We start from the raw sequence: 26,825 nt of genomic DNA on the forward strand, positions 1-26,825 counted from the left end.
AACCCCAAACTAATTAGTACAGAATCCATATATGACGGAGGCCACGAGCATGGAAAAAACAACAACGAATTATAAAGATCATTTTCAATCAAATTCCTCTAAAGTATTGGCATCTTTGCAGGAATTCCATGATTTATCCAATGTAGAGATTGAGGATGAAAAACTAAGAGAAAGCCTCTCAAGTATAAGTGCGGAAGTCGCTTCAGGAATTGATAAAATTCAAATGAACTTAACGTATTTATTAAAAAATGTAGAATGGGATACATTTAACGTAGCTTTTTTCGGTGAAACCAATGCCGGAAAAAGCACACTTATTGAAGCTTTAACTAAAGGAAAAGGAACATTTATTGGGGATGGACGTAAGGATTTTACGAAAAAAACGACTAGTATTAACTTGGATACGGTTCAGTTATTGGATTTGCCAGGAATTGAAGGAAATGAGAAGAAATATATTTCGGAAATAAAACGAGGCGTTGAAAAAGCACATATTGTCTTTTATGTGATTGGAACAAATAAAGAGCCTGAATTTGAGACCTTAAAAAAGATTAGCTCATTTTTGCGAGATCAAGCAAAGGTTTACTCAGTCATCAATGTTAGAGGGAAACCAAGTATTTATCGTTATCAACCAGAACTTGTATCAGAATCTGTGAAAACGATTGAAGAACGTACAAAAGAGAAGTTTAAGAGTATTTTAGGAGAACACTATGTTGATAATATAATACTCAATGCTCATTTAGGGTTTTTATCAACAGGTAAGCCTCAAAGAGAGGACCTGATCCGTGATCAACAAAAACTACTCGATGTGTTTGAATCCTTTGAAAAAAGCTACGAATTTAGCAACTTAGCAAAGATTGAAGATTTATTATCACAATTAACTGTACATAGTAAAAAAGAAATTGCTGTGTCTAATACCTACAAATACATGAGTACCATTGAATCCATTATGGGGAGAATTTTAAAAGGAAAAAAGGAATTTGACTCTGAAATTAAATCGATGCATGTAAAAACAGATGAGGCCGTTCGTAAAGCTGAGGTTTCAATTTCTACATTTCATCAAAGCATCTTAAGTAGTGTACATGTGAAAATCGACCAGATGAAAAGTAATATGGAAAAGATTATTTATGAAGGTATCGATTATGAATCTAGTGAGTCAACGATCAAGCGGAAACTCACAGAACAACAAAAGGTGACAGAAAAAGAGATAAAACAGGTACTTGAAACTCAGTTGGAAGATTTAAAAACCGATATAAAACGTATTTTTACCCAGCTGCAAAAAAGAATTGATATTGAGTTTAAATTCAAGGGAATGGGCAGTAATGATTTTAATATTCGGGATATTATTAAGAAAATGGAGATTAGTATTGGCTATATCATGAAAGAAATCCTTGATGTTGGTTTATCAGTGATTGGAATCTTATTAATGGCGTTTAATCCAATCCTAGCGATCATTGGCGGAGTTGTGGCTTTAATCAAGAAAATATGGGAATGGTTTTTTGGTGACCCGACAAAACGGAAGCGAGAAGCAAAAAGTGAAGCTTATAATGAGATAAGCAAGAGCGTCAAAACGATGAAAGCTGAGATGACAAAAACTCTTAATAAAGAAATGAACTATCTACAAAAAAGTATGGAAAAGCAAGTAGGTGGGTTTAGAGATTTTATTCATCAAATCAGATTATTGAGCTTTGCGATGAACGAAAAAATTCGTGATTTGCAAATGAGTAAGGTAGAGATCAGTCGACAGTTAACAGAATATGTTGAAGGAGCTAATAATCATTTTACCTTTTTTGATTTAAAGCTTAAGTGCGCCATGTTTATTGGGGCACAGCCAGAACATCCAGATGTTTATCGTCTTGAAAAAATATATGCGTATCCAACATTATCGGCCTTTTTTGCAGAACATAATTTTCCGGTTAAGGATGAATTTATGTATATCCCTGCAAATGAGGAGTTTTTATATCGTGCGACTTCAACACTACTAGATTACTATAAACAAACCGATCATTTTCTTCCGATAAAAGGGGTAAGGAGACAGAGATCATGACAATTACGACTTTTTTAGATGAAAAACAATCTGTATTGAACAAGTTAACACAGTTGAAGAAGAAGGTAGAACAGTTTCAAGAGATGGATATAGAGATGGGAGATTTGAAGCTCAAAATCGACCAATCTATCAAAAACATTGAAGATGAAAAATTTGTAATTGCAGTATTCGGTGCGTTTACAGATGGCAAATCGACCATTTTAAAATCAATTACAAAACAAAACAATATTGCAATTGCACCTGAGCCGACAACAGATAAAGTAACCTTTTATCATCTGGATGATCATCAGCTTGGAAAAGATTTTGTGATTGTAGATACACCGGGTTTATTTTCTGAACATATGCTTCACACGGAAAAGACAAAGAAGTTCATTTCAGAAGCCAATGTGGTGATTTATACGGTTGATTCGGTAAATCCGTTAAAAGACAGTCATCACAACACGATTAAATGGCTATTTGATGACTTGGATAAACTCGACTCTACGATTTTTGTGATAAATAAAATGGATGCCGTCGCCGATCTTGAGGATGAAGCAGATTTTGAGTATCATAGTCAAATTAAGAAAGAAGTAGTTATTCAGACCATTGGTGAACTTGTTTCATTAAAGGGGAATCCAGCAGTCGTTTGTATCGCAGCTGATCCATTTGAAATGGGATTAGATTATTGGAATGAACATGAAGATACGTATAAAGAGCTGTCAAGAATGGATCACCTTATGAAAAGCTTGGATCAATTTATTCACGCTTCCAAGGATCAGCTTATCCTCAATTCAGGCATGAGTGTGATTAAAGATACGATCCACCAATCTATTACAGAACTAACTCAAGTCAAAGATAATGTGCAGAAAAATAGAGATCTTTTAAGTAATCAATTAGAAGAGATTGATGAAGAACTAAGCAGTTTTGAAAGAGATATCACCAAAAAGCACAATTTGATTACTGATGAAGTCATGAACTTGCGTGAAGATATTTTATCTTATATCGTCGCAGCTAGCAGTCTTGAGGACTTGCGAGCAAAAATCACAACGAAAATCGGTGAAGAGGGCTATATCTTAAATAAGAAGATAGAAACAATCATTGAAAGACATACAGAAAGCTTAATGGAGAACCAGAAAGAGATGATCAAGAACATCGAGGCTTCGATTAAATTTCATGATCAATTACAAGACCAACTCCTTAGTATGGGAAACAAATTAGGAGGGAAATTTGTAAAAGCATTGAGTGGTGCATCAACGAAGGCGATCTCGCAAACGATCTTGAAGGTCCGTGACGTTGCTAAGCTTCCGATCAAATTTAAACCATGGGGAGCCTTGAAATGGGCGAAAGCACTAAAAACATTTGGAGCTGTATTATCAATTGCTCTTGATGCGATTTCTGGAATTGTTGAATTTATTAAAGAGCAAAAGCTAGAAAAAGGGCGGAAAGACATATCGGACCAAGTAGAAGACCTGTTTAAGGAATTCTTGAATTCCTTTACAAAAGCAGAATACATCAAAACCTACTTTCCAGTAGTTGAGTTAAAGCAGACATTCCGCGAAGACAAGCAAAACATTCTTCATGCCTATGACGAAACAATTGAAAAAATAGAGCAGCATGTAAGTGAACTAGAACAATTATAAAAGGAAGCACGGGAAGCACGGGGACGGTTCTCGTGCTTCTTTGTTAGCACAAATGGAAGCAGGAGAACCGTCCCCGTGCTCCCCCGACAAAATTCGGGTGGTGACAGGCACCAAACACTCGAATTTTGTCGAAATGTTTTGAAAGAAAATTCTACTTTCCTATTGTTTTTGTTTTTAAGAAAGTGTTAATTTAGTATAATAGTAGTGTTTATAGGTAAAAATATCCTTTTTAATACAACTAAATGTCTAAAAGGTAGGTGAATAATCTATAAAAAAAGTTCTATGGTTTTTTGTACTTACTTCTCTCATTCTCATTGCTTATTCCTCGTATTCCATCCTAGGACACTTCAACAAGTATCAAGAATCTGCTAAGAAGTATGAGGGGTTGAAGGAAGTTTACTCAATAGTTTCTGAGAAGGGATCACTTGGAAGAGAAGAAAAAAGTGATGAAGATAAACATGAGTTAGTTCAGATTAATGATGACTATATGGGCTGGATTTCGATTAATAACACAAAGATAGATTACCCAGTTGTTAAGGGGAAAGACAATAGCTATTATCTCACACATAACTTTTATAAAGAACAAGATTTTGCTGGGGCTATTTTCATGGACTATCGGAATTCCGCAGAAAAGCTCGATCAACATTTGATTGTGTATGGTCATCATATGAAGGATAAGAGTATGTTCGGAGATCTTCCGAAGTATACGGACCAAGCCTTCTTTGAGAAAAATAAACTCATTCACTTTGATTTCCAAGGACGTACATATGAGTGGGAAATCTTTTCAGTCTATGTTGTAGATAGCACTGATTTACTGCCCACTGAGTTCCAATCTGCCAACGAGTTTGAGGAATTTGGAAGTCAGCTACAACAGAAATCGGTCATCTCTACTTCAACGATGGTAGAAGAAGGAGACCACATACTCACGTTATTTACTTGTACAAATGTAAATGAACTTGAACGAATGATCGTTCATGCAAAACTTATAAACTAGGAAGTAGGGATTTTAAAAAAATGAAACGTTGTTTAAGTCATAGTCTAATTTTAGTACTTACTCTTTTCTTTATTTTCGGACAGCAAGTAAATATATTTGCTGAGGATAGTTCAGAGGAACTTGTGGTAGAAATATCAACGGATAAAGATACATATGAAATAGGAGAGAACATTGAATATACAATCAAGGTAGCTAATCAATCCGAGTTGATTGCTAAGGATCTTGTCGTAACTACGACACTCCCAGAAGGGTTAGAAGTGACAAGCACCGAGGCGGAAAAAGAAAAGAATCAGCTTAGTTGGAATGTAGAAAAAATCAGTCCAAAGAGTGATACCTCTCTCACATTTCAGGCTATTGCAAAGGAAACTGGAAAACCGACACCTCCTGACGAAACAGATGTGAAAGAGCCTGGCGATGATCCAAAGAAAGACCAAGACGATAAACCTGAGGAAGACCCACCCCAATCAGAAGATAAAGAAGATGAAGTTACAACAGGGGGAAGCAAGCCAACGCCAACAGGTAGTTCACCACAAACGGGTGATAACACAAGCATTACAACGTTTGTTGTCATATTAATTGGAGCAATGTCTGTACTAATTGCCTCATTTATCATTTTGTATAAAAAGCGTAATAAAAATGTAGTAACATTCATTTTAATTGCGTCACTAATCACGCCTTCTTTTACAGGAATGGCCAGAGCGGAAGAAAACGAAAACGAAAACGAACCTACAAAAAGTGTTGTTGAAGCAACTCACACACTTATGATTAATGAAAAAGAATATGAAATCGTTACGACTGTTGAGGGAGTACTAGAAGTTGATCCAGAGACGCTGGATAACTCTGTCACAATTACTTCTCATGTGGAAGAAGAAATTGAAGTCGATACAGATTCTATTACTCTTAAAGGGAAATCTACTGGAAAAGATATTCAAACATTATATTACTCAGTATTTGATGAAAGTGATAACGTTCCAGAGAGAATTCCAGTGGCTGGTTTAAGAGATTGGGAGATTAATATTGCTTTAACACCAGGAATTCACCGCATTGTTGTGTTTGGTGAAGATCTAGAAGGTAATGTAATAGGAGATGAAATGACGGTCTCTTATAAAAATGATGAAGATGCCGATGAGCTTCCATACTCAATGGAAATCGAGCTGAAAACATCTCCAACGAATCCGGATAGTGATGAAGACAAGCTGCCAGATGGGTATGAATATTTAATTTTAGGCACGGATCCAGCGAAGGCCGATACAGATGAAAATGGCGTTTCTGATGCGGATGAGGATGCTGATCAAGATGGCTTAACAAATCTTGAAGAAATGGAGCTAGGTCTAGATCCATTAAACCCTGACTCTGACCATGATGGATTATCTGATGGAGAGGAAGTAAACACACATAACACGGATCCATTAAAAGAAGACACTGATGAGGACGGCTTATCAGATGAAGATGAACTTATCTTAGGTTTTGACCCTCTGAAAAAGGATACTGATGGTAATGGAATCATAGATTCAGAAGAAGTTCTTGAACAACCTCTGAATGAAGAGACAATGAGTGAAGTGGTTAAAGAAGACAGCCCAATCATTCCTAGCATTACCATTAAAGGTTCAGGTAATTTAAATGATAGTGTGATCGTTACGGATCAGGAAGATCATGTTGTCATGAACACGATTCCTGGGTTAGTCGGTGATCCAATCGATATCAAGTCATTAACAGACTTTGAAGAAGCGACGATTTCTTTTAGCCTGAAAGAAGGTGTTCCAGCTGATCGAAACCTAGAAGATTATGTGGTTGCATGGTTTGATGATGAGCAAAATAAGCTGGTGCCATTAGAATCTAGTTATACACCAGAAACGAATACAATTTCTGCTAAAACTGATCACTTCAGCTATTACCTTTTACTAGATGCTGTTACACTTCGTAAGGAAACAGACGCTGGCAATGTCGAGGATAAAATAGAAAAAGGAAAAGCAGATGTAGCATTTGTAATTGATTCAACCGGATCAATGGGAGGCACGATTAATAACGTTAAATCAAACATTAACTCCTTCGTTGATCGCTTAGATGCAAATAAAGTAGATGTTCGATTAGGTTTAGTTGATTACAAGGACATTGATGCAGATGGACCTGAATCAACGGTGAATCATGGTTGGTTTGAAGACCCGACTTCTTTTAGAAATAAATTGAACAGGGTATATGCAAATGGTGGTGGCGATGATCCAGAATCAGCTGTCGACGCTTTAGAAGAAGGAAGACTAATGGGCTTTCAAGAAAATAAAGCGAAATTCATGATCCTAGTAACAGATATAGATTATCATGAAAAAACTAGATTTGAAGGCTTAGATTCAATGGGGGAAATCATTAACCGATTAGAAACTGACAAGATTGTCACTTCTGTTGTCGCACCAGATTATTATAAAGAAACATATAGAGAATTATTTGAAAGAACAGGCGGTATTTTTGCAGATATTTATGGGAATTTCTCAACAGAACTTGATAAGCTAATTGAGAATATTGGTGAAGAAACAAATGATAAAGTAACGATTCGATTGTCAACACATGAATTAGTCCGTCTGGATAAATACCCTGACCCAACTGATAAAATCACTGATACAGATGGTGACTTAAAACCAGATAGTGAGGAATTAACGGAAAAGATTTCGTGTGAATTACCTGACTTTACCATTGTGGAGTGTTGGAAATTCGAGTCCCACCCAGGGCTAGCTCACTCTGATAATGATGTGTACGATGATAATGAGGATTTACAGCCTACGGTTGCGTACCAACCAAGTATTTTCTTTTTACACGGCTGGACGTCAGACACTAAAAAAACATTTGGGGTCAGAAACAATATTATCAATAATAACCATGAAGATAGTGACCTAGAAAACAATCCTGATTATATCGGGCAATACACAAATATCAGCAATCAAAAAGTAAATGGCAAAGGTGATAAGAACCATTTATACAATGATGTATTGAAGAAATATGGTAGTTATGCAAAGACATTTGCGTTTAACTACCCAAATCTAGCAGATCCGAAAACGTCTGCTGTATTATTTGAAACTTATTTGGAAAATTTAATTGACGCTGGTGAATTGACTAGTCCAACAGCTGATACAAAACCATCAGTAACATTAATTGCCCATTCAATGGGTGGACTTGTTTCACGTCATTTTACCGAAAAGCTTGGTCAAAATACCGTCGATGTTGATGGAATCATTACATTAGGAACACCACACTGGGGCGCAACTGCACTTTCCAAGCATTGTATTAATTTCCCTGACGCTGGTATGTGTAGAATGTCTGGTAAAAGTAAAAAACAGCTGTCCTCTCCAGGAGCAAAAGCTCTAGATCCGGCACCAACGAAGAATTTTGGATTTACAAGAGTACCTTCTTGGACTGAAATCTTAAATGACGGATTTAGCAAAGGAAGCACGAAGTATTTTGCAGTAGGTGGAGTAAGCATTTGGGGTGACACATCTCTATTCGAAGCGATTGATGTGAGATATATTGAAACCGCAGCGGGTCCAGATTTTGAGGATTTAGCTTACAAGCGTGTTGATGAGCATGGAAGGTGGAAATATCTGCTACCATCGTATTATAATGATGATGTAGTCAGTCTGAATAGTGCGTTAGGATCTCAGAAAAACATCAAAGGTGCTGAATCAGAAACTGTTTTAAACTTTAATGACCGCTATGTGGTGATCGGCCCGAGTGATGACGCAAACCATGGTAATCTGGTGAATTTTAGCCATACAACAAATACGGTGAACTATTGGCTGAAGCATCATATCATTAATCAACACTTAAATGCTGAAACAATGAATAAGTTCAAGGTCTCAGAACCAAGTCACCTTCATCACACATATTAATAACATCATTTTTGAGAGAGTTAGACGACCATCTAGCTCTCTCTATATATAACGAGAGGAGAGATGCTGTTGAAGTATATGATTTATATCACTTTAACGATCATACTATTAATAGGGATGGGCTTTATCACCGCAGCAGGTAGTGCCTTAGGAAATGTAGACAATTCCTTGAAAATAGGGAATTTTATTAACATGTTAATCTTTGGCCCCATCGTTATCAATTTGATTTCATACCTAATTGTGTTTTTTTCCATCCCCAAAACCATAAAAAGCATCATCCTATTTATCATCATTCAATGCATTCTCTCAGGATTATACTTTGTGTTTGTACGGTATGGGATTTTATCTGGTTCATGAAGCACGGGCATGAAGCACGGGGAAGCACGGGGACGGTTCTCGTGCTTCTTTTCGGAAGCAGTGGGACGGTTCTGGTGCTTTTCTAGCGGAATGGAAGCATGAAAACGGTCCCTGTGCTACAGGGCAAGTTGAACTTCTTTGGAATGTAAATAGGCTCAGACCTCGATATCTACCCTTGTGGTAGTTTATCGGGGCCTATTTTTTTTGAAGCACGGGGACGGTTCTCGTGCTTCTTTGCTTGCGCAAAAGGAAGCAGGAGAACCGTCCCCATGCTCCGTGGGGGACCACTCACCCATGTCGTCCGAACCAATTATTTTAAAATAACAAAGAATATTTCGTGAAACGAATAAAACCACTCACAATTACCCATCATATTCTGTCATAAAGTTCAATCTATTAACCTATTTATCCGAATTGTCTAACTATTATATGATTAATACAAGAATCAATATAAATCACATAATAGGAGGAATTAGATGTTTAAAAAACTCACATCAGTAGCTTTATCTGCGACATTACTAGGGACACTAGCATTTACTAGTGCTTCATCACAGCAAACACCAACAAATGTGTTATCTACGGAAAAATATAATCTGACTCTTCCGGATTATGTAGGTGCAGCACCTGAGTTAGCTGAAAAAGCGAAAGAATTGGGCTTAGATTTATCGAAGGCTGATCCTGCGGCAAAAATTGCAGAACAGAAGAATAATGGGGCGAAGTTTGAGCAAGCACCTGGAGATCGCGATACTTATCGAGAAGTAGAGGGAAATGTCCCTGTGCTTGTTATTTTAGCAAAATATAAAGATGGTGATGAGCCAATTGGTGACTTACCGGGACAAGTTCCAGCTAAATATTATGAAGATCTTATTTTCGGAACGGAATATAACCCGTATGAACTGGACGAGTTCAAGCAGTATGCGGAATATAACGGGGTACCAGCACCTACTAATAAGACAATGCAAAATGTGTATAAGGAATCTAGTTATGGTACAGTGAATCTAGTCCGTAATGAAGATACCGAATTTGCATGGGTAGAGCTCCCGCATGGTGCATCTTATTACTTAGATCAGGAAGGTACATATGCTGAAAACGGTGAATATGTACTCGGGAATGCAAACGGTGATGCACACACAGGTGAATTTATTAGAGACTTATTAAAGGCTGCAGATGAGCAGGTTGATTTTGCAGCGTATGCTGAGGATGGAGAAGTTCCAAATATCTTTGTCGTACATGAAGGAACAGGTGCTGAATGGAGTAGAGATCCGGCACAATTTTGGTCACATAAGTGGAGCTTATTAAGTGCATTGTATTATGGGAAATATTATGAAACAGGCGTACCTGCGGATGTATATGAAGGAATGTCACAAGCGGACTGGATTAGTAAAACAGTTGCTGAAGATATGACTTATGACGGTGTATTAGTAAATAACTACAACATCCAACCAGCAATCGGTGGAAACGTAGCAGGATTCAATGCTGCAACTGGTGGATATGACGAAGAGTCAGTTACAGGCCCATATCCAGCACAAACAGGTGTATATGCTCACGAATTTGGCCATGCATTAGGGTTGCCTGACTTCTATGATACAGATTATTCATCAGAAGGTGTCGGAAACTACTCAATGATGTCTGGTGGATCATGGATGCGTTATCCAGATGCTGCAGCATACTCTGGGAACTCACCAACAAACTTTGATCCATATTCTAAAATCTTCTTAGGCTGGCTAGATCCAATTGAAGTCACTCCTGAAGATGGTGTTCAAGAGCTAACACTAGAACCTGTAAACGAGTCTAAGGATGTTGTTAAAATGGTTGTTCCAGGCTCGAACGGATCTGAATATTTCTTATTCGAGAATATTCAGCAAGAAGGATTTAACGAAGGCTTAATTCGTCAAGGTGAAGACTCTCATGGATTGGTTGCTTGGCATGTGGATGAAAATATCATCGCAAATGAAGGTAGACCGAACAATGCTGAAAACTGGATGAACAAGCGATTCCAGTCAAATCAAACTGGAGATGTGAAACATTATGGCTTATCGGTCCTCCAAGCAGATGGTAACTATGATCTTGAAAAGTATGTGAACCGTGGAGACTCTGGTGACTTCTTCAAAACAGGAGACAAACTTACACCTAACTCTAAAAATGTTCACACAGGTTCCTACTATTTCTGGAAAGGCCATGGTTCAACACCAGCAGACTCTGGAATTCATGTGACCGATATTAAAGAAAATAGTGATGGATCAATCACTGCGAAGTTTTACTACAGCACTAATGAGGGAAAGAAAAGATAAAATAAAGAAAAAAAGCCGGGATGCGTTAAACTGGCTTGTTTTTCTTTGTCAACCAACGTGAAGCAGCGGCGGTTTCTTCGCGGACGGAAGCAGCGGGACGGTTCTTGTGCTTCCTTACTCGCACGGACGGAAGCAACGGGACGGTTCATGCGCTTCTTCGCTCGCACAGACGGGAGCACGAGAACCGTCCCCATGCTTCTTATGTCGAAAGAAGTTGGAAAATGTTGAAAGTTGTTGAGTGGGTAGAGATAGTGATAGTATAATTGAGCAATAAGAAAGATGAAAAAGGCAAACTTATCGAAAGGTAAAGGACGCAAAGCCACGGGTCTAAAGTAGCTTTTTTACAATGATAGCCGGGTTGCCATAGAGCTATAGTTTATTTGGTAACTCGATTTTTACAAAGGAGTGTAAAAATTGGGGAAAGAATTTAGAGATTTAAAATTGCAGCTTCAAAAGTTTGAGAAAATGCTAGCTGCACATGAAGATAATGCAGAATCAATTTATTTCTATCGGAATTTTTTAAGACAGTTCTTGAGAACAAAAACAACCTCTCATTTTGTTTTACCTACAATTGAAATTATGACAATCTTGCAACATGAGAAACCTGGCGTTTTTAAAGCGTTAAAACGACAGTCGAAAGGCGACTTTCAGTTAGAATTTATCACCGAACTATCGATGAACTACACTGATGCTAAACAAAAAATTGAACATATACTGAATAGTAGAAGTGCTTAAAACTCATACTTCTAGATGATCTATTAAAATGGGGAGGAGTGTTCAGTAATTTGAAATCAGTATCGCTTTTATTGGATCAATGTCCAACGATTTCATATAAAATAAAGCTTAATAATAAAACATATTTGATTAACCGATCGAAAATGGAAGCCCTTTTTCAAGAGAGTCTAACTAATCGTGATATTTCTGAAATCAGGATCGGAATTGAAGAAATTAAAAGAAGAGAAGGGGATATTTCGAATTATCTTTATCCTATTGTCATAGGGTTGATAGTGCAAAAATCGCAGTGAATTAACATTCCTTCCTCACTCGTAAAAACTGGGTAAAAGCCTCAGAAAAGCTTAATCTCTTCATAAATTCATCATTAACCATTTACTCGATTAGAAGGGTAGTGTTTACTAAAGCCTGTTACTGTTGAAAGGTCTTTTTTATTCTTATGAACTAAGTATAGTGGCATCTTTTCCTCCTAAAATTAAAAGGTAGAACCCTGAAAAATAGTGTGTTTCACTATAAACTAGGTCAATTAGCAACAATCTTTCAGAATAGAGCCTTACTCTTACTAAAGACTATATTACGATAAAGAAGCTACATCAGGTGATGAAGCTTTTTTTATATTGGTGCTGGTTAAAGAGTCAATGGAAGCGCGAGAACCGTCCCCGTGCTCCCCCCGTGCTCCCACCATTCTTTGTTTTGTATACAAACCTGTTTAATGATCCACTCACCGATTTCAATGATTACACGCTTTCCTCGGCTAACCTGTTGAATTTTTCTGGAAAAATCATTCCCAATTCAGGGTGATTCTAACGAAGTAACGCTTCTAACCCAACAATTTCTTCCGAACCAATTTTAAATTGAGGTTGGTAATGCAAAGTAAGCTCATCATTTTCTACCGCATTTCTCTGCTCAGTTTCTATCTTTAATTCCTCTCTCAAATGACTGAACATGTCAGATTGGAAGATGATAAAAAGAAGCATGAAAACCGTCCCCATTGCTCTATTCGATAACTTAAGAATGGAGGAGAGTGAATAGCTAAAACAATAGAAATGAGCTTTAAAGAGAAAGAAAGTAGGAAAACAGAGCAATCGTAAACTATAGTGTGGGGACTGTCCCCATATTTTCTGAAATATGGTAATATAAATGTTAAATAATTATAATTTGATCTTATTTTTTTTCAGAAGAAAGGTGTAGTGTATGACTTCTAAGCTTTTAGGTGTATCACCCGGCCCTTGGTTAGCAAAAGATTTAACAATTATTGAAAATTCACTTGAGAAGAATGGGGCAGTGCTCCCGACTAGTAACCTTTCACCTGATTTTAATCGAGTGTTTCAATCCGTATATATGTATGATTTTTATGTTGAAAATGCAGGTGTTTCAAATGGAAATCACCAGATTGAACTTTTCTTGGCAACAGACATAGATTCTTCACCTAATGAACAGATCATTAAACATTTGGGCTCCCAGACTATTAAGCTAAGAGGTTATATTTCGGCAGAAAACCAATTTTCAATACGTTTTATGAAGTTACTCCCAACGCCATTGGGATTTTCAAATAATAGAAGAATAAAAAAGAAGATTATGTTTCAGAAAGTAAGATCACACCGAGAAAGATTGGCTCATGATCATTCAGAATTTATGAAAGAAATTGCCGCATTACCCGTTGCTTTAGAGCAAAAGTTTAAGGTGGAAGAGCGGATTAAAAATTGGGAAATCTATCTAGAACTCATCGAGCGAAAGGCAAAAGAAAACTCAGCAGAAGTAAACTATACGAAGTATCGAATTCGTGAGGACATGAGATTTGTTGAATTTACGACAGGTCAGATACCGAAGACCTTGGAAAATGCAAGTGTGAAATGGATTGACCTAGATGAAAATGAAGATGATTACTCCTCTTCTCCGCTGGTTGGGGTCGTTGATCGAATCACCTCTGGTGGTGTGGTCGTCGAATTATTTGATGAATACTATGATGCCATCCTTGATCAGCGCTTTTCATTTACATCTAAAGGGCGTCTATTTATCTCTAACTTTGGTGAATTAGCTCAGGCTCACCGTCTACAAAAAGGTTTAAATGATTTGAAAAATGGTCGAGCGTTAAATCCACAATTAGAAAATATTTTATTTGATTACCAATCGATTACAGACACCATTTCAACATCTGATGAGCCGATTGAAGTAACTGAATTTTTAAGTAATCAATTAAATGATTTTCAAAAGGAAGCAGTTGAAGGGGCACTAAGGTCTAATGATATATTTCTAATCCAAGGCCCTCCAGGTACGGGGAAAACAACAGTGATTGCTGAAATTTGCTATCAAAATGCGATAAGAGGGATGAGGACGTTAGTGGCGTCACAATCTAACTTAGCGGTTGATAATGTGCTTTCAAAGCTTGCGAACCATCCGAAGATTAGAGCGTTAAGAAAAGGAAATATGAAAAGTATTGAGGTAGAAGGTCGAGCTTTCACTGAAAACGAAATTATTCAGACATGGCTCAAAAGCACTTCGACGTTATGTAATACAAAAATGGATGGTTACAAGAAAGATGATAAAGAAAATGGACTTCATCAAGAACAATTACAAATATTAGTTAAGGAAAAGGAAAACATTTCTATCCTTGATAAGCAGATTAATCAACAGATGCAATTTTTACCTAGTTTAAATAGAAAGAAACAGCTAATCGAAACAAAATATAAAAAGATTTTAGACGAAAATGCAGAACGTCATACAAGGCTTAGAGCCCATAGTCAATATCTCAAGCAGATTGAAGAGTATATTGTGGGGTTAAGACAGGCTGATGTGACGATGGAAAAGGTAATTGGTCTTGTAAACTCAACTCAAAGTGGGCTTCAGCACCAAAAAGAGAAGATTGAAGAAATTCACTCTCCAGTTCCAGAAATTATTGAGTATAAAAAGGCGCTGAAGAAGGTCCAAATAGGAAAAAAAGAGCACAGCGAACATAAAGAGTTACGTGAGCAAGCGGAGAGGTTGTTTTACGAAATTCAAAAAGAGGCAGAAGAAGCCAAGGTTTCTGTATTGTCCCAAACTCAAACTAAAACTCAAACTGAAGTATCGGCCGAGAGAATTAATACTCTTTACAGAGAAGTGAATCGACTTTCGATTGATCGACCGAATTGGTTTGCGAAATTGTTTGGATTGGATAAATCTTGGAAAAAGAGATTACAAGATTTAACCCTTTCTATTTTTGAAGCGAAAGAAAATCTATTGAAACAAGAAGAAGTAAAGCAATCTACCCTGAGGCAATTAGAGCGGCAATTATCGGAACTAAAGGAAAAACTCCTCTGGGTGAAACCTTCTTTCTTGACTGAGTTGCAACTAGTGACATCAAAGTCGATGGACTATTTTATCCAATCACATCGATTCATCAACGAAATCAGAATAGAATTTCGAAAATTACGGGGAGTCAATCGTGAATTTCGAAATGATGAGCTTGAAGAACAGCTTCAAAAATTAGTTCATCATCTAAAGATAAACCAGGAGGCAATTGAGCGTTACGAAGGCGTTCAGCATGAGCCTAGTTTAACAGAATATGAAACAGCTTCTGGCAGAATAATGGACTTAATTAATCAAAGCTTTTCAAGTCTGCAACCATACCTACAGCAAACTCACCATCAAATTGAGAAATGGAAAGTGAGTGTAGTCAGTAAAATTCCTACGTATCAGGGAGAGCAAAGGAAGGTTCAAGAAAAGTACACAATCTTAGAGAAGGAAATTTCCAATACGAATGATTCAATCAAAGAGGTGAATGATGTTAATCATGAAATTGAGTTGATTGAGAAACAAGTACAGGACCTTGAGCAAAGTAAGTCGGAAAAGGAATTATTGATACCTGAAGAGTATCGAATCAAGAGTAATGAAGAGATCATTGAGGAAATCAAAGAAATTGAAGAACAACAAAAACTACTTGCAGTAAAGAAGGAGCTTTCACTTGACTGGATTTCGAAACTTGAAAAACCAAGTCTTGGATTTTTAAACCAGTTGAAATCCATTTATATCGAAAATGCAAACGTCATTGGAATTACATGTGTTCAATCTGCTTCAAGGGTGTTTACGGAAGAGTATCCTGATTTTGATGCGGTCATTATTGATGAAGTCAGTAAAGCCACTCCGCCAGAACTATTACTACCTCTTTTAAAAGGAAAAAAAGCAATACTAGTAGGAGATCATAACCAATTACCTCCGATGATCGGTGATGAAACAATTAAAGAAGTTCTAGACGGGTTGGAAGACCTTGATAAGAATCGACGAAACGATTATAAGGATTATGTGAAAGAATCATTATTTGAAAAACTCTTCCACTCAGTAGCGAAGGAACACAAGTCAACCTTACGATATCAATATCGTATGCATTCACATATTATGAATACTATCAATCAGTTTTATCAAGATGAATCAGGATTAGGTCTTCTTCCAGGGATTGAAAACGAAGACGAATCAAGGGCACACGGGTTATCAGGGAAATACGTGAAACCAGCGAATCATGTTCTTTGGCATGATGTTCCTCTTAGTAACTCATTCTATGAAAAACAAGGCAGAAACGGTCGCAGTTATTATAATGAAGCAGAATTAGTTATTATTGAAAAAACACTCGCAGATATTAATGCAGCGATTGAAGAGATGAAACAAAATCATACCTTTCCACTGGATAAAAAGAAAGATATAGGGGTAATTAGTTTTTACGGAGAACAAGTGAAGCATCTTAGGTCGTTATTACCAGAAGACAAGTTTCCTAACCTATCCTTGCGTATTGGGACAGTTGACCGTTTTCAAGGAATGGAACGAAGTATCATCATCGCAAGTTTTGTTCGAAACAATCCAAATGGAAAAATCGGATTTGCAGAGGATTTCCGAAGAATTAACGTTGCATTGTCCAGAGCAAAAGAACTCCTAATCATAACAGGGTGTAGTACATTGTTTACAAGTGCATCACCACTTTACCAAAATGTCCTCTTTGAAGTGGCGAAGGTGGATGGATATAACCCAAATATCATCCATGAAATAGGACAAGACATGCAATGAAATTAAACAATCATAGAGGAAGCGATAATCAATGTTGTGGTTAGAGGAGTACCCCATACAAAAGACAGATAAAATTGCAGAAAAAATTCAATCTGAAATGCCTGGTTTAGAGATACTTGAAATAAAAGAATGGTTCTTACCAGTTTATGATTCCTCCGTAGATGTATACGTGAGCCAATTTCGTAAATTAAATATCATTGAGGAATTTATTTTAAGGCTCCTAGAAAAGAACATTAAGGAATTCGGAAATGAAGAAACCATACAAGAAATCCTTCAATTGGATGCAATGTTTATTTCTCCCTATTTGAATGATATGTTGGCGAAACAACTTATCGATCGAGAGCAAGGCTATTTAAAGCTCACTGAAAAAGGGGGAAAAGCGCATAAAGAGGGATTATTACCAATTAATACATTACCTGAAACTGTTAACTGCTTTTATGACCCTTATTTTAAAAGCTATTACGATTATGCGATACCACTTTCGACTTATCCGACAATTACCGAGCAATTTAGATATTCTAAGGAATATGATCATCATGAAGTCCCAATTGCGCCAACGCCAAAAGAGATTAGTGATATTGCCAGTGAGCAAGGAAAGGTACTTGAGACTCAAGAGCTGGGAAGAAAGATTTTATCAATATCTTCCCCAGTTATAGCACCTGATTATAATAAGGCTGCATTTTACGGGGAAATCTGGTGCTTTGATCCAGTAGATCAACAAGTTTTTTGCAGGGTATGGAACTTTCAGACACAATCTTATTCGAATGAGATTCAACAAATCCTGACTGAAGAAGATCGAGATAAATACTTAAAGATGGTTATAACTAAAGAAGAAGTGGAAAGAAAGACGTATAAAGAAAACGTAAAAAAAGTCCTTGTTCAGAATCGAAATCAAACAGATAAGAATAATATGAAAAAAGAGGTTGAAATTTTACGGGGGCATAAAATTCGCGAAGAATTTCTAAATGCCATTGACAGTACAAATAAGAAGTTAATAATCATTAGTCCTTGGATTTCAGATAAAGTTGTGGATAATGAAATGATTAACAAATTGAAAAGAATTGCCAAAAAAAATGGAGTCATCTATATTGGATGGGGTATTGCGAAGGAAAGGGATAAAGAGGATAGACTTCCTCCTCAGCATTTAATTGATACATTGAAAGGAATTAAGAACTCAAAAGGACAACCAGCTATATATATCCATTGGATAGGTAATCATCATAATAAAGAGGTAGTCGTTGATGATTATGTTCATTTCCTAGGTTCCTTCAATTGGCTATCCTATCGTGGGGACTATAGTCTTCGAAATGAGTCAGTAACCAAGGTAAGTAACAAAGAAATTGTACAAGAAGAGCTAACAAACCTAGAAAACTTATTTATAAATAGGATAAAAAGTAGGCTTTCCATTATGAGTTTAGAAGAGAAAGTATTATCCATCTATGAATTAATGTTTTTATCCACCTATAAAGAAACAGAAGTAGGATTAATGGATTCGTTACTCAAAGAAACATTTTTGGAAATGAATGATGAGAATTTGTATCAACTATGTTCTTTTATAGTGGAAGAAAATGGTGAAATTCCAACGTTACCAATTGTTCTTAGCTATTTGAATTCGAATTTAAAAGATGAGAAAAAGCTAAAAAAACTAATGAAAAGGGTAAAGAAATTACATCCGGATTTGCATGGCAATATTTCAAATTGGATAAATGAAAAAAGGTAGCACCTCATCTTGGGAAGTAGCATGATTGATCCCCCAATTGAGCCGCTTGTTGCAGTGGCTGTTGCTGCTGCGATGATGCGACTGTTGTGGCTGATGTGTTTTACACGTATGGTGTGACCTTGATAGGAAAGTTTGTGCTCGCGTGGTGGAATCTCGTATTATCCGGATGATCAAGATAGCAAAACCTTGATGAAGCATGCTGACCTGGCAATGTACAAGGCCAAAGAAAAAGGCAAAAACACCTATCATGTATTTTGAAGCAGCGGGACGGTTCTGGTGCTTCTTTTTTGAGGTGACGTAGGAAAAGCAGAAAAGAATCGGAGATTTAAAGTATATAGAACCAATGAACGTATAGTTTCCTTAATGGAATATGTCTCTTATTTTTGGCTTTCATCATCTTCTAGCAATACTAGGTTTTTTTCCAAGTTAACCCCTCCATTCGCAGCTCTAACAATTACCACATATACATTCGCATACTCTATGATTCTGTTATAGCTTCAAAAGCATCTGGTATATACTAGATGCTATTTTTTTGCCCTCATACCCCTTTTTCCACCCTTCCCTCTATAACTAGTGTGAAGGGAGGTGAAACACATGGCAGAACAAGTACTTACAGGTACGTCATTACGTTTAATTCTTGAAGCGGGTGTGGATCAGTTTGGTGAAATGAAGTACAAATCAAAGAACTACAACAACATCAAAACGAGTGCAACACCTGACGCGCTTTTTGAACTGCGAACGCTCTTTTAGGGCTTCAAAGCTTAAAGAATGCAGGGATTCGTCGATTTGACACGAACGACATTTTTTAATGGGTAAGTGATTTCAATAATCTAAGAAAGGAGGAGAGAAAATGGCTAAAACGTTAGAAATGAGCTTTAGTACTGTGGATGGGAAGACAGCGAAGGTTTCGATTGATAACCCGATTGAACCCGTTGATCCAGTAGCTGTTGCTGCTGCGATGGATGCGATTGTTGCGGCAAATGTGTTTTACACAGCTGGTGGTGATTTTGCTGGGAGAGTTGGCGCTCGAGTGATTGAGCGGAATGTGGCAGATGTGGTTTTAGGTTAATAAATTAAGAGGTCCCTTTCTATCTGAGAAAGGGGCCTCTATCTATTTGAGTTTAAATGGAAAAGGAAGCATGAGAACCGTCCCGACGCTCCCCCGAGAAGCGCGAGAACCGTCCCCCTGCTCCCCGGGTGGTGACAGTAGCACCACCCAAAGGGATATTTCAGAAAATAAATTAGGTCAATTGAACTGAATCCATTTACTTACAGGCGAGAAGTAGGTAGAATTAAAAAAGGATTTTGTGGGAATTTGTGACCAGTGAAATTTTTTCATTATTTTTACATTTTTTCATAGATAAAAAAAGGGAGCTGAGATATTTGTCTAATAATCTACAATCAAAATTAGGAGAAGGTCTTTCAAAGTTTCAAGGTGGAATTGAGCAAGGAAAGCAGAAGTTACAGCTTGTTCAGGAGATTAATCGTCTGAAGAAGGAAATCAACGAAGTTTCTGGGAAGAAGGCTAAGGTCTTACTTGAAGTAGGTCAAGCTACCTACAATAAAATTCGTCAAGGTGAAATCACTGATCCTGAGCTTGTTGAATTAACAGAGAAGTTGGTAGGCTTTGATCATAATATCTATCAATCTAGAAAAAAGGTAGCAGAATTAAATTCTACTAGTGACAACCAAGGTGGAATTACATGTCCTTCTTGTCAAACAGTTAATAGTAATGATGCAAAGTTTTGTGGTGGTTGTGGAGCGAAGGTTGAAGCAGCAGCAACGGTTTTATCGGTTGAAGGTGAGCCTTGTGTGAAATGTGAAGAGTCGATTCCGCATGATGCTAATTTCTGTCCTTGTTGCGGAACGAAGGTAGTAGGTTAAGCATCATAATAGAAAAGGAGGTAGAACAGTTTGTTTTGTAACCATTGTGGAACGAAAAACCCAGAAGGCGCCCTTTATTGTAGTAATGATGGGGTTGCATTAACACAAGTAAGTGAGAGAGTACAATTAGTTCGTGAAGAAATGAGATTTTGTAAGAATTGTAGTCATGAAAGTGGGCTAGTAGGAAATTATTGTTCATCATGTGGAACTGCATTTGAAAAAGTGACCGAAAAGGTAGAAACAGAAAAAGTGTCTTTGACGGCAACATCTACACGTCTATTTACCCCAAGTGCCCAAAGTAGTGAAGGGTTCCTAGCAACTTTAACAGATCGCAATCATCTAATTCATTCTCTTAAATATATAGGAATTGCTATTGTTACATTATTCATTATTTCATGGATTACTAGTTCATCGGCAAATAGTGTCCTGCAAGAAACGTTTAGTGGAGATCTTGGGCCTTTAGCTGAGGGACTTAAACTAATCTCTATGACAGATGTGTTTATGTTAAATCATATGGCGAGCTTGGATTACACGGTTGAGACAGGCTTTTTTGAAGCACAGTTAAAAACATCAAGTGGACTGTTTTTACTATTGTTAATACCTGCGATTATTTTTATTTTAATCGGCTATTTTATGCAACGTAAATGCATTGACAGCACGATGGTTGAACGATTAACTCGTAGTCTTTCATTTGCGATTGTTTATGGGGTCATTGTTGGTGTGATTAGTTTATTTGCAGGAGTATCAACGAAATTTGAAGACCCAACGGGGTTTGTTGGAGAAATTACAGCATCGGCTGATTATTCGTTTTTTGAAAGTATTTTTAATGCCGTTATTATTAGTTTTATTTTTACTACAGTAGGTTCATTAATTGGACTAGCAAAAGAGCAACGTTTGATAAATTACCAATATGGGTTATCGATTACACGTGCGATTGTTACTTCAGTGATTGGTCTTGCGATTTCAATCGTTGCCGGAATTGTTCTTTTACAATCAAATGAAGAAATTACGATAGATAACGGCACAGCAGATACAATCCTTGCTTCTCAGGTAGGTGGATATTTGTGGAGTATCAGTCAGTTTAACGGCTTAACGCTTAATGCAGTATCATATGACGAAGAAATCACAGCGAGCTACTCACTACTAGGTGGAGCTAAGGCGTCTGAGGATGAAGCAGAATTTAAAGAAATGTTTGGTGAGATCAGTGGAATTCTTTGGTTATTAGTGCTGATCCCAATTGGGCTACACTTCTGGGCAGGGACACAATTGCGTAAGGCAACACAAGGAAATCTGCTTTATGAGCTTGTCGCATATGCTGTGGCGTTCGGAATTGTTAATGTGCTACTAGTTTGGATTTCTAAATTAACAGTCACAACGAATTTTGATGATGCATTCACGGTTTCGTTTGGTTTTTCTACGATTAGTACATTTATCATCAGTACCATCTTTGCTTTTGTCGTATCGTATGGTGCAGTAATGGTCACAAATCGTCAAGCACCTCAAACCTATGGACAGTCTCATTCTGCTTAAAAAAATACCCTCACCACGTTACTTGGTGAGGTCATCTTTTTATGTATGGATGAGTGAAGAAAGGAGACAAAAGCATGAAATTTTGTACATCATGTGGCGCAAAAAAAGTAGATGATACTCCATTCTGTAATGAATGTGGGCATAAATTTGAAGAACAACCTGTGAAAAAGACGAGAGAAAATAAGAATCAAATTCCTTCATGGAGTGCTTTTTCGTTAAAAAAGAAGTTAATCATTGGTGGAGTGCTAGCTATATTGATTATCGGCTTTGCTCTATATAAAGTGGGGGATTCTTTAACTGATAAAACAAAGCTGATGGCATCGTTTACGGAGCATTTAGAAAACGGTGATGTGAAAGAGTTAACTGCTATGCTAGATTCAGGAGATGAGTCACTCACAATGACTGAAGACCATGTGAAAGACTTGATTGCCTTTATTAAGGAAGACCCTTATTTAGAAGAGGAAATCCTTGCACAGCTTCGCGAAAATGCAAAGGCGGGTGGCTTTTCATTAAACAGCTCAATGGAAGCTAGTGGAGAATATGATTACTTGGGGCAGCAGTTAATTACCTTTGAAAAACGTGGGAAGAAGTTTTTCATTTATGATAATTATGACTTCGTGGTACAACCGCTTTCAATATCAGGCTACACGAATTATGATGACTTAACGTTTTTCGTCGATGGAGAAGAAGTGAAATCACCTGTGATTGAAGACGGATACGTGACACTTGGTTCATTTTTACCAGGAAATTATAAGGTAAAGGCTGTTCTATCAACTGACTTTGTCGAGTTAGAAAAAGAAGTAGATGTTAGTCTCTATTATACTAGTGAATATGATTTAACCCTTGATATTGATTATGTAGATGTGTATTCAAATGTAGCTGATGCTACCGTGTTAGTAAATGGCAAGGATACAGGGTTAAAGCTTAATTCCGACAAAGAAGTAGAAGTCGGGCCAGTTCTCTTAGATGGGTCAATGAACATTCAAATTGAAAAAGACACACCAATTGGGAAGCTTAAAAGCGCTGAGGTCTCAATTGATAATGATGATTTAACGGTTAACCTAGCTCTTTCCGACGAGCAAAAAGAAGTCGTGACATCACAGATAAAAGACACGCTTCTAGCATTGTCAGAGGCATTTAACCAAAAGGATGCAAGTCCACTAAAGAATCAATCAGAGTATGTTCAATCAGAATTTGAAGAATTACTTCATTATAGTTTTGCAGGTTATTTATCTGATTTAAAAGTGAATAACAATACTTTTTACATTGAGGAAAGAGACGGAAAGTGGGTCACAACTGTAGAGGTATTTGAGCACTGGATAAGTTCATATTATGATGAGTATGAAGGAGCAATCGCAACTGAGGATCAGGCAACTTCATTTTTATATGAAATGACGTATGATGAAGGAAAGAAGAATTGGTCAATTGATTCTATTGAAAGTATGTATGGTTCTGATGACGGTGAAATGACGCAGGTTGATATTGATGCTGATGGGCTGAAAAAGAAGTTTGAGGAGTCTCCTGCTTATAAGGAGCTTACAACGGCAATGAATACTGAGGGAATTGACTCGTTTATGACCACTTATATATCAACCTCTGTAGCTGCTATTAATAATCGTGATTTCTCGATGGTGTCTGGTTATATTGATCCTTCTTCGTCCGCATACCTTAAGGAAGTTGAGGATTACATTGATTACCTGGACAGTAAAGGAATTACCGAAGACCTCCTTCTAGTCGAGGTAGCAATGGTTGACCAGAAGGACGACGAAACCCTTACGGTAACAACGAATGAAGAATATTATATTCATTATGAAGACGGAAGCACGAAGTTTAAGGCCTATGAATCTACGTATGAAGTAAAGACAGGGTCAGATGGCTTTAAAATGTATAAATTAGTAGAGACGAACGAAGTAGATAGTGAAGATTTGTAAGAATAGAGAGGGTAATCATCTTTGATGGTTGCTCTTTTTTTGAAAAAAGAGTGGTGTTAGGATAATTAATGAGGTCCGCTCCCTTTTGAGGAGACGGACCTTTTTTGAACAAAGTTCAGGTGGTGAAAGTGGCGCCAGGAAGCGTGAGAATGATGTGCACCCCAATTGTTAGACACAACAACTAACAATTGGAGGTGCACTTTTACATGAAGAAGAAATACCCTTTAGAAATAAAGATAGCTGCAGTAAATGAATATCTTGAAGGCGGAGAGTCTATCAGGCAGACAGCCCAAAAGTACAATGTTAATAAAACGATGTTACACAGATGGGTAGCGAAATTTCAAAATCATGGTATATCTGGCTTAGAGGAAACCTATACAAAATACTCATTTGAGTTTAAAATGGACGTACTTAATTATCTGAACGAGATGGGAGCGTCCATCGAAGAAGTTACTGCAGTATTTAATGTTTCTTCATCTGCCATAGTGTATAAGTGGAAGAATCTACTTGAAACACAGGGAATTGACGCTCTTAAAAAGAAGAAAAAGGAGCGTCCTTCACCCATGAAAAAGCAACCTAAGAATAATCAACCAGTAGAAGGAACTGAAGAAGCACTACGTGCTGAAATTGAACAACTTCGTATGGAGAATGCATATTTAAAAAAGCTACAAGCCTTAATTCAGGAAAAGAACTCACAGAAAAAGAAAAGGCACAGGTGATTTATGAATTAAGGCGTGAATTTAAGGTGATTGACTTGATAAAGTTCGCTGAAATGCCACGTAGCACGTATTATTATTGGGTAAAACAAATGGATAAACCAGATAAATATAGTGAAATGAAAGAGGTTATCCAACAGATCTTTGACGAACATCAAGGTCGATATGGCTATCGACGTATCACACTGGAATTACGTAATCGGGGTCATGTAATTAATCACAAAACAGTCCTTCGCTTAATGAATGAGATGGGTTTAAAATGCTTAGTTCGCATGAAAAAATACCGTTCATATCGTGGAAAAGTGGGTGAAGTCGCACCGAATATACTAGAGCGAGATTTCCAAGCTACGAAGCCAAATGAGAAGTGGGTTACAGATGTGACAGAATTCCATTTGTTTGGCGAGAAACTTTATCTTTCACCTATTCTGGACCTTTACAACGGTGAAATTATTGCTTATAACCTAGAGAAACGTCCAGTATACACACTTGTATCTAAAATGTTAGATACGGCCATACAACAATTAGACGACCATGATTGCCCTATCCTTCACTCTGATCAAGGCTGGCATTATCAGATGAAGAAGTTTCGACACACCTTACAGAAGAATGGAATTACCCAAAGTATGTCTCGCAAGGGCAATTGTTTAGATAATGCAGTAATGGAGAACTTTTTTGGATTATTAAAGAGCGAATTACTTTATTTAAGAGAATTTGAGAGTATGGATCATTTCAAACTAGAATTAGAGAAATATATTTACTATTATAATCACAAACGGATTAAGCAAAAATTAAAAGGTATGAGTCCGATTCAATATCGAACTCATACCCAGCAAGCTGCTTAATAGCTTGTGTCTAACATTTTGGGTTCAGTTCAGAACCGTCCCCATGCTTCATTATCGATATCTCTTCGTTTTATAGGGATAGTTGCAGCCACAGGAACCACACGAGCATTTGATCCATCTACAAGAGCGACAAATTAAGTCGTGTGTTGAATTTAAATATGTATGACAGTAATTTTATCTACATGCTTAAGTGTAACAGCATTAACTGCAAGTCCTACAAAAAAACCAATCATCATATCAACCTTTCAAACTAAATTACCTACGTTATATCAAATTAAATACCCCTCTTTATTTTAACAAAGCCGTTCTTTTATTGAAAAATAAATTAAAGTAACGTACCTCTTTTTTGTTTCCCATTCTATCCAAGAAGTAACTCTGCTATGTGAAAAGCTATTTTAATAGAGATTGTTACTATTTAAAAAAATACGGGATTAATTTCCTCTTTATGGTAATATGAAAACATAAATGTTTCCTAGTAAATGAGGTGTATTAATGATCCTTGAGATATTTACAAATGTAGGTATGTCAATGGTTATGTTCCTTCGTGGTAAACCAAATGATGAAAAAGTTAACCGTAACATGGAAATGCTAAAAGGGGCAGAGTGGTTTAAACAAATCTATTCAAAGAATGAAGAATTGTTAGAGGCTGATGAACATTTGCGGTACATCGTTGGATGGGCGAAAGTTGAGAAAATATTAAAAAGTGAGAAGAGAACTGACAAATTAAGGGAACAAATCCTAGAAGCCATAAACGAGAGATAGCTATGAGACTATCATTTACACGATGATGTTGTTCATGGGATAAAGGAACCCATCCGTTGTGCTTCAATGAAATGGTTGTTTTACGCCTCAGGTGGTGTGTCAGATAGGGGAGCTAGATGCTTCGCGTGGTGGAGCTTACAAATTATCAAATTAGAAAAAGAAGCACGAGAACCTTCCCCATGCGTCCCCATGCTTCGTCAAGGAGGAATCTTTCATGCAGCTATTAAACAAGGTAGAAGTGAATTCAAGTAAGGGAAAGTATCTCTTGTATCAATTTCGTGATGGAAATGCGATGCCGAAGTTAGTGATCAATCAAGTAACTGATGGAGTTGAAGTTCCTGTTCCCAATATGTATAGGGAGCTGAAACGTCTAAATCAAGAGTTTTCTTTACACATAGATTATGAACCGAACCACCGCATCAAATTAAATACACGAGAGTTCGGGAATGAATTTATGACTAGATTTAAGGGTTAATTAACAAAAAAAGAGGGATACA

Annotated in this window: 21 protein-coding genes and 1 riboswitch; of the genes, 20 read left to right on the forward strand and 1 reads right to left on the reverse strand. The window is 37.1% G+C overall.

Annotated elements, in window-relative coordinates; translation table 11 throughout:
* Positions 1-49 precede the first annotated feature (49 nt).
* From BK579_RS03295 to BK579_RS03330, 8 genes are all read left to right on the forward strand, one after another.
* A complete protein-coding gene (locus tag BK579_RS03295) occupies positions 50-2,041 on the forward strand; it encodes a GTPase domain-containing protein (RefSeq protein ID WP_169891045.1) in 1,992 nt (663 codons plus the stop codon).
* Complete coding sequence (locus tag BK579_RS03300; protein WP_078543513.1) at positions 2,038-3,660, forward strand: LeoA/HP0731 family dynamin-like GTPase; 1,623 nt, start codon at positions 2,038-2,040, stop codon at positions 3,658-3,660. Before BK579_RS03295 ends, BK579_RS03300 begins: the two co-directional genes overlap by 4 nt.
* A gap of 268 nt (positions 3,661-3,928) precedes the next feature.
* Positions 3,929-4,654, forward strand: a complete 726-nt coding sequence (srtB, locus tag BK579_RS03305; protein WP_078543514.1) for a class B sortase — start codon at positions 3,929-3,931, stop codon at positions 4,652-4,654.
* Between the two features lie 20 nt (positions 4,655-4,674).
* On the forward strand, positions 4,675-8,529 hold the full coding sequence (locus tag BK579_RS03310; RefSeq protein WP_078543515.1) for a VWA domain-containing protein: 3,855 nt from the start codon (positions 4,675-4,677) through the stop codon (positions 8,527-8,529).
* Positions 8,530-8,598: 69 nt separating this feature from the next.
* Positions 8,599-8,886, forward strand: coding sequence for a hypothetical protein (locus BK579_RS25195; RefSeq protein WP_139365032.1), 288 nt, complete (start codon positions 8,599-8,601; stop codon positions 8,884-8,886).
* Positions 8,887-9,362: 476 nt separating this feature from the next.
* Positions 9,363-11,177 carry a M6 family metalloprotease domain-containing protein gene (locus tag BK579_RS03320; protein ID WP_078543517.1) on the forward strand — a complete coding sequence of 605 codons (1,815 nt, stop codon included), beginning with the start codon at positions 9,363-9,365 and terminating at the stop codon, positions 11,175-11,177.
* 277 nt (positions 11,178-11,454) lie between these two features.
* Positions 11,455-11,543: riboswitch (cyclic di-GMP riboswitch) on the forward strand.
* A 48-nt stretch (positions 11,544-11,591) separates the two neighbouring features.
* Complete coding sequence (locus BK579_RS03325; protein ID WP_078543518.1) at positions 11,592-11,912, forward strand: hypothetical protein; 321 nt, start codon at positions 11,592-11,594, stop codon at positions 11,910-11,912.
* A gap of 50 nt (positions 11,913-11,962) precedes the next feature.
* Entirely contained in the window at positions 11,963-12,202 is a 240-nt protein-coding gene (locus BK579_RS03330) for a hypothetical protein (RefSeq protein WP_078543519.1), read from the forward strand.
* 510 nt (positions 12,203-12,712) lie between these two features.
* Here BK579_RS03330 and BK579_RS25200 read toward each other — a convergent pair.
* Complete coding sequence (locus BK579_RS25200; protein WP_169891046.1) at positions 12,713-12,886, reverse strand: hypothetical protein; 174 nt, start codon at positions 12,884-12,886, stop codon at positions 12,713-12,715.
* 217 nt (positions 12,887-13,103) lie between these two features.
* On the opposite strand from BK579_RS25200, the gene BK579_RS03335 reads away from it, so the two are divergent.
* The 12 genes from BK579_RS03335 to BK579_RS03385 all read left to right on the forward strand — a co-directional run bounded on the left by BK579_RS03335 (position 13,104) and on the right by BK579_RS03385 (position 26,803).
* Positions 13,104-16,943, forward strand: coding sequence for an AAA domain-containing protein (locus BK579_RS03335; RefSeq protein ID WP_078543520.1), 3,840 nt, complete (start codon positions 13,104-13,106; stop codon positions 16,941-16,943).
* Between the two features lie 31 nt (positions 16,944-16,974).
* Complete coding sequence (locus tag BK579_RS03340) at positions 16,975-18,663, forward strand: phospholipase D-like domain-containing protein (RefSeq protein WP_078543521.1); 1,689 nt, start codon at positions 16,975-16,977, stop codon at positions 18,661-18,663.
* 132 nt (positions 18,664-18,795) lie between these two features.
* A complete protein-coding gene (locus BK579_RS26655; protein ID WP_078543522.1) occupies positions 18,796-18,921 on the forward strand; it encodes a diguanylate cyclase domain-containing protein in 126 nt (41 codons plus the stop codon).
* 336 nt (positions 18,922-19,257) lie between these two features.
* Positions 19,258-19,413, forward strand: coding sequence for a DUF1659 domain-containing protein (locus BK579_RS03350; protein ID WP_078543523.1), 156 nt, complete (start codon positions 19,258-19,260; stop codon positions 19,411-19,413).
* 100 nt (positions 19,414-19,513) lie between these two features.
* The gene (locus BK579_RS03355; protein ID WP_078543524.1) at positions 19,514-19,732 is read left to right on the forward strand and encodes a DUF2922 domain-containing protein; all 219 of its coding nucleotides are present in this window, start codon (positions 19,514-19,516) and stop codon (positions 19,730-19,732) included.
* Positions 19,733-20,046: 314 nt separating this feature from the next.
* On the forward strand, positions 20,047-20,547 hold the full coding sequence (locus tag BK579_RS03360; RefSeq protein WP_169891047.1) for a zinc ribbon domain-containing protein: 501 nt from the start codon (positions 20,047-20,049) through the stop codon (positions 20,545-20,547).
* 30 nt (positions 20,548-20,577) lie between these two features.
* Positions 20,578-22,077: a zinc ribbon domain-containing protein gene (locus BK579_RS03365; protein WP_078543526.1), complete on the forward strand. Its 1,500-nt coding sequence runs from the start codon at positions 20,578-20,580 to the stop codon at positions 22,075-22,077.
* 74 nt (positions 22,078-22,151) lie between these two features.
* On the forward strand, positions 22,152-24,008 hold the full coding sequence (locus BK579_RS03370) for a zinc ribbon domain-containing protein (protein WP_078543527.1): 1,857 nt from the start codon (positions 22,152-22,154) through the stop codon (positions 24,006-24,008).
* A 206-nt stretch (positions 24,009-24,214) separates the two neighbouring features.
* A protein-coding gene (locus BK579_RS03375) for an IS3 family transposase (RefSeq protein WP_139365034.1) occupies positions 24,215-25,566 on the forward strand; the annotation gives its coding sequence in 2 pieces (ribosomal slippage) (positions 24,215-24,674 and positions 24,674-25,566; 1,353 coding nt in all).
* 162 nt (positions 25,567-25,728) lie between these two features.
* Positions 25,729-25,863, forward strand: a complete 135-nt coding sequence (locus BK579_RS26660; RefSeq protein WP_268876450.1) for a hypothetical protein — start codon at positions 25,729-25,731, stop codon at positions 25,861-25,863.
* A 195-nt stretch (positions 25,864-26,058) separates the two neighbouring features.
* The gene (locus tag BK579_RS03380) at positions 26,059-26,328 is read left to right on the forward strand and encodes a hypothetical protein (RefSeq protein WP_078543528.1); all 270 of its coding nucleotides are present in this window, start codon (positions 26,059-26,061) and stop codon (positions 26,326-26,328) included.
* Between the two features lie 214 nt (positions 26,329-26,542).
* A complete protein-coding gene (locus tag BK579_RS03385; protein WP_078543529.1) occupies positions 26,543-26,803 on the forward strand; it encodes a hypothetical protein in 261 nt (86 codons plus the stop codon).
* Positions 26,804-26,825: the final 22 nt, after the last annotated feature.

Source organism: Litchfieldia alkalitelluris (assembly GCF_002019645.1).
Lineage (GTDB): Bacteria > Bacillota > Bacilli > Bacillales > Bacillaceae_L > Litchfieldia > Litchfieldia alkalitelluris.

Coding starts and splice junctions, on each gene's coding strand:
- BK579_RS03385 (WP_078543529.1), top strand. CDS start 26,543: ATGCAGCTATTAAACAAGGTAGAAGTGAATTCAAGTAAGGGAAAGTAT.
- BK579_RS26660 (WP_268876450.1), top strand. CDS start 25,729: ATGACAGTAATTTTATCTACATGCTTAAGTGTAACAGCATTAACTGCA.
- BK579_RS03370 (WP_078543527.1), top strand. CDS start 22,152: ATGAAATTTTGTACATCATGTGGCGCAAAAAAAGTAGATGATACTCCA.
- BK579_RS03350 (WP_078543523.1), top strand. CDS start 19,258: ATGGCAGAACAAGTACTTACAGGTACGTCATTACGTTTAATTCTTGAA.
- BK579_RS03300 (WP_078543513.1), top strand. CDS start 2,038: ATGACAATTACGACTTTTTTAGATGAAAAACAATCTGTATTGAACAAG.
- BK579_RS03380 (WP_078543528.1), top strand. CDS start 26,059: ATGATCCTTGAGATATTTACAAATGTAGGTATGTCAATGGTTATGTTC.
- BK579_RS03335 (WP_078543520.1), top strand. CDS start 13,104: ATGACTTCTAAGCTTTTAGGTGTATCACCCGGCCCTTGGTTAGCAAAA.
- BK579_RS03295 (WP_169891045.1), top strand. CDS start 50: ATGGAAAAAACAACAACGAATTATAAAGATCATTTTCAATCAAATTCC.
- BK579_RS03320 (WP_078543517.1), top strand. CDS start 9,363: ATGTTTAAAAAACTCACATCAGTAGCTTTATCTGCGACATTACTAGGG.
- BK579_RS03310 (WP_078543515.1), top strand. CDS start 4,675: ATGAAACGTTGTTTAAGTCATAGTCTAATTTTAGTACTTACTCTTTTC.
- BK579_RS03340 (WP_078543521.1), top strand. CDS start 16,975: ATGTTGTGGTTAGAGGAGTACCCCATACAAAAGACAGATAAAATTGCA.
- BK579_RS03355 (WP_078543524.1), top strand. CDS start 19,514: ATGGCTAAAACGTTAGAAATGAGCTTTAGTACTGTGGATGGGAAGACA.
- BK579_RS25200 (WP_169891046.1), bottom strand. CDS start 12,886: ATGCTTCTTTTTATCATCTTCCAATCTGACATGTTCAGTCATTTGAGA.